6 protein-coding genes are annotated in these 2,958 nt (G+C 34.4%); all 6 read right to left on the bottom strand.

From position 1 onward, the window contains the following. Positions 1-13: 13 nt before the first annotated feature. From ykgO to rpsE, 6 genes are read right to left on the bottom strand one after another with little or no spacing between them, the layout of a single operon-like run. Entirely contained in the window at positions 14-130 is a 117-nt protein-coding gene (gene ykgO / locus VKY41_RS06675; RefSeq protein ID WP_013305171.1) for a type B 50S ribosomal protein L36, read from the bottom strand. 52 nt (positions 131-182) lie between these two features. Continuing rightward, positions 183-398, bottom strand: a complete 216-nt coding sequence (gene infA / locus VKY41_RS06670; RefSeq protein WP_007094967.1) for a translation initiation factor IF-1 — start codon at positions 396-398, stop codon at positions 183-185. A gap of 11 nt (positions 399-409) precedes the next feature. Next, positions 410-1,756 (bottom strand): preprotein translocase subunit SecY, encoded by a 1,347-nt coding sequence (secY, locus tag VKY41_RS06665; RefSeq protein ID WP_500813662.1) that lies wholly within the window; start codon positions 1,754-1,756, stop codon positions 410-412. Between the two features lie 14 nt (positions 1,757-1,770). Continuing rightward, entirely contained in the window at positions 1,771-2,223 is a 453-nt protein-coding gene (gene rplO, locus VKY41_RS06660; RefSeq protein WP_500813661.1) for a 50S ribosomal protein L15, read from the bottom strand. A 14-nt stretch (positions 2,224-2,237) separates the two neighbouring features. Next, the gene (rpmD, locus tag VKY41_RS06655; RefSeq protein ID WP_500813660.1) at positions 2,238-2,420 is read right to left on the bottom strand and encodes a 50S ribosomal protein L30; all 183 of its coding nucleotides are present in this window, start codon (positions 2,418-2,420) and stop codon (positions 2,238-2,240) included. 12 nt (positions 2,421-2,432) lie between these two features. Further along, positions 2,433-2,957: a 30S ribosomal protein S5 gene (gene rpsE / locus VKY41_RS06650; RefSeq protein ID WP_500813659.1), complete on the bottom strand. Its 525-nt coding sequence runs from the start codon at positions 2,955-2,957 to the stop codon at positions 2,433-2,435. Position 2,958: the final 1 nt, after the last annotated feature.

The raw sequence follows: 2,958 nt of genomic DNA, 5'->3' as shown, positions 1-2,958 counted from the left end.
ATTCTTGCCATAACTACCCTTGTCTTTGTTTGAATCTAGGATTCTTTTTGTTAATTACGTAAAGTCTTCCTTTTCTACGCACGATTTTACAATCTGCACTTCTTTTTTTAACTGATGCTCTTACTTTCATCTGTTTTTGTTATTAGTTAAAATTTTAAGTCTTTACTTAAAACCTTATCGTATTAGTATCTATAAGTTATTCTGGCCTTAGTTAAATCATAAGGACTCATTTCTAATTTTACTTTATCTCCAGGTAACAATTTAATGTAATGCATACGCATTTTCCCAGAGATATGAGCTGTCACAATGTGACCGTTTTCTAGTTCAACACGGAACATAGCATTAGATAATGCTTCAATAATTGTTCCATCCTGTTCTATTGCTGCTTGTTTTGCCATAGTATTATAAATTAAGCTACTGCTTTTCTATTTTTACCAGTTTTCATCAAGCCATCGTAATGTCTATTTAACAAGTAAGAATTAACTTGTTGCATAGTGTCTATCGCAACTCCTACCATAATTAATAGAGAAGTTCCTCCAAAAAATAAAGCCCATCCTGATTGCACATTCATTAACTTTACAATAATAGCTGGGAACACAGCAATTAAAGCCAAGAATATAGAACCTGGCAAGGTTATTTGAGACATAATTTTATCTAAATATTCTGAGGTTTCAGAACCTGGACGAATACCTGGGATAAAACCACCACTACGTTTTAAGTCGTCTGCCATTTTGTTTGTTGGTACTGTAATTGCCGTATAAAAGTATGTAAATACGATTATTAATAAAGCAAATACTAAGTTATACCAGAATCCAAATATATCAGCAAAATTTGTTTGCATCCATTGACCTGCATTTGTATCTTTTAAGAACGAAGTTCCACCAATTAAACTAGGTACAAACATAATTGCTTGTGCAAATATAATTGGCATAACACCAGATGCGTTAAGTTTTAATGGTAAGAATTGTCTTGATCCAAATACGTTTTTCTCGTATCCTCCAGAAGCAGTTCTTCTTGCATATTGAACAGCAATTTTTCTAACAGCCATTACTAACATAATAGAAGCTAAAATTATTACTAACCAAATTACCAATTCAAACAGAATTAACATCACGTTATTTCCTTCTAATCTAGAAGAAGCGTTTTGTAAGAATGCTGTTGGCAATGTTGCAATAATACCAACCATAATCAATAAAGAGATTCCGTTACCAATACCTTTATCGGTAATTTTCTCTCCTAACCACATGGCAAAAATACAGCCTGTAACTAATATTACGATTGAAGAAAAATAGAATAACCCACCAGTACCTAATAAAAAGGCACTTTGTGGAATTCCAAATGCGGTTGGCAAACTAGCTAAATAGCCTGGCGCTTGTACCAAACAGATTGCTATAGTTAGCCAACGCGTAATTTGCGTTATCTTCTTTTGACCACTTGCTCCTTCTTTTTGTAGTTTTTGTAAATAAGGAATAGCTATTCCCATTAACTGCACCACAATAGAAGCAGAGATATAAGGCATAATTCCTAATGCAAAAACAGAAGCGTTAGCAAAAGCCCCTCCTGTAAATGCATTTAACAAACCTAATAAACCAGATTCTGTATTGCTCTGTAAATTTTGTAATTGAGAAGCATCAATACCTGGTAAAACTACTTGAGCGCCAAAACGATATACCAATAACAGACCTAGTGTAACTATGATTCTGTTTCTTAGTTCTTCTATTTTCCAAACATTTTTTAGTGTCTCTATAAATTTCATGCGCTTGTTTGTGATTATAAAGTTACAGTTTCTCCTCCTGCAGCTTCAATCGCAGCTTTTGCTGAAGCGGTAAACTTATGAGCTGATACTTTCAATTTAGATTTTAATTCTCCTCTTCCTAAAATTTTAACTAGTTCATTTTTCCCAGCTAAACCTAAAGAAACGATTGTTTCGAAATCTAAAGTATCTTTAATGATTTTTTCGTCAATCAAGTGTTGTAAAGTATCCAAGTTGATCCCTTGATATTCTACACGGTTTATGTTGGTGAATCCAAATTTAGGAACACGTCTTTGAAGAGGCATTTGCCCTCCTTCAAATCCAACTTTCTTAGAATATCCAGAACGAGATTTCGCTCCTTTGTGACCTCTTGTTGCAGTGCCCCCTTTTCCAGAACCTTGTCCACGTCCTACACGTTTACCTTGATTTTTAACTGAACCTTCTGCAGGTTTTAAATTACTTAAATCCATTTTTCAGTGTTATATTATTCTGTTTCTTCTACAGAAACTAAATGTGAAACTTTAGCAACCATACCAAGAATATTTGGTGTGGCATCGTGCTCTACGACTTGCCCAATCTTTTTAAGACCTAAAGCTTCTAATGTACGCTTTTGTCTTAAAGTACGGTTGATTGCGCTTCTAACTTTTTTTACTTTTATTTTTGCCATCGTTTTCGTGTATTAACCTTTAAAAACTTTCTCTAATGTTATACCTCTTTCACGTGCCACAGTATGTGCACTTCTTAACTGTAATAAAGCATCAAAAGTTGCTTTTACTACGTTATGAGGGTTCGATGAACCTTGTGATTTGGATAATACATCATGTATACCAACAGCTTCCAATACGATTCTAACAGCACCACCAGCAATAACTCCAGTACCTGGAGCTGCAGGAATGATATTTACTCTTGCTCCTCCGTATTTTCCTTTTTGTTCGTGTGGTATGGTTCTTTTAGCTAAAGGAATGCGAACTAAGTTTTTCTTAGCATCTTCAACGGCTTTTGCTATTGCACTAGCAACGTCTTTAGATTTTCCTAAACCTTGTCCTACAACACCTGCTTCATCTCCAACTACTACAATTGCTGAAAAACCAAATGCTCTACCTCCTTTAGTTACTTTTGTAACTCTTTGTACACCAACTAAACGATCTTTAAGATCTAATCCACTTGGTTTTACTAACTCTGCGCTTTTGTATTTCTGATACATA

The organism is Xanthomarina sp. (genome assembly GCF_035306605.1).
In the GTDB taxonomy this organism is placed as follows: domain Bacteria; phylum Bacteroidota; class Bacteroidia; order Flavobacteriales; family Flavobacteriaceae; genus Xanthomarina.
Note: the sequence above shows the minus strand (reverse complement) of the source record. Positions and strands in the feature narration are given on the sequence as shown.

Coding starts and splice junctions, on each gene's coding strand:
- ykgO (WP_013305171.1), bottom strand. CDS start 130: ATGAAAGTAAGAGCATCAGTTAAAAAAAGAAGTGCAGATTGTAAAATC.
- infA (WP_007094967.1), bottom strand. CDS start 398: ATGGCAAAACAAGCAGCAATAGAACAGGATGGAACAATTATTGAAGCA.
- secY (WP_500813662.1), bottom strand. CDS start 1,756: ATGAAATTTATAGAGACACTAAAAAATGTTTGGAAAATAGAAGAACTA.
- rplO (WP_500813661.1), bottom strand. CDS start 2,223: ATGGATTTAAGTAATTTAAAACCTGCAGAAGGTTCAGTTAAAAATCAA.
- rpmD (WP_500813660.1), bottom strand. CDS start 2,420: ATGGCAAAAATAAAAGTAAAAAAAGTTAGAAGCGCAATCAACCGTACT.
- rpsE (WP_500813659.1), bottom strand. CDS start 2,957: ATGTATCAGAAATACAAAAGCGCAGAGTTAGTAAAACCAAGTGGATTA.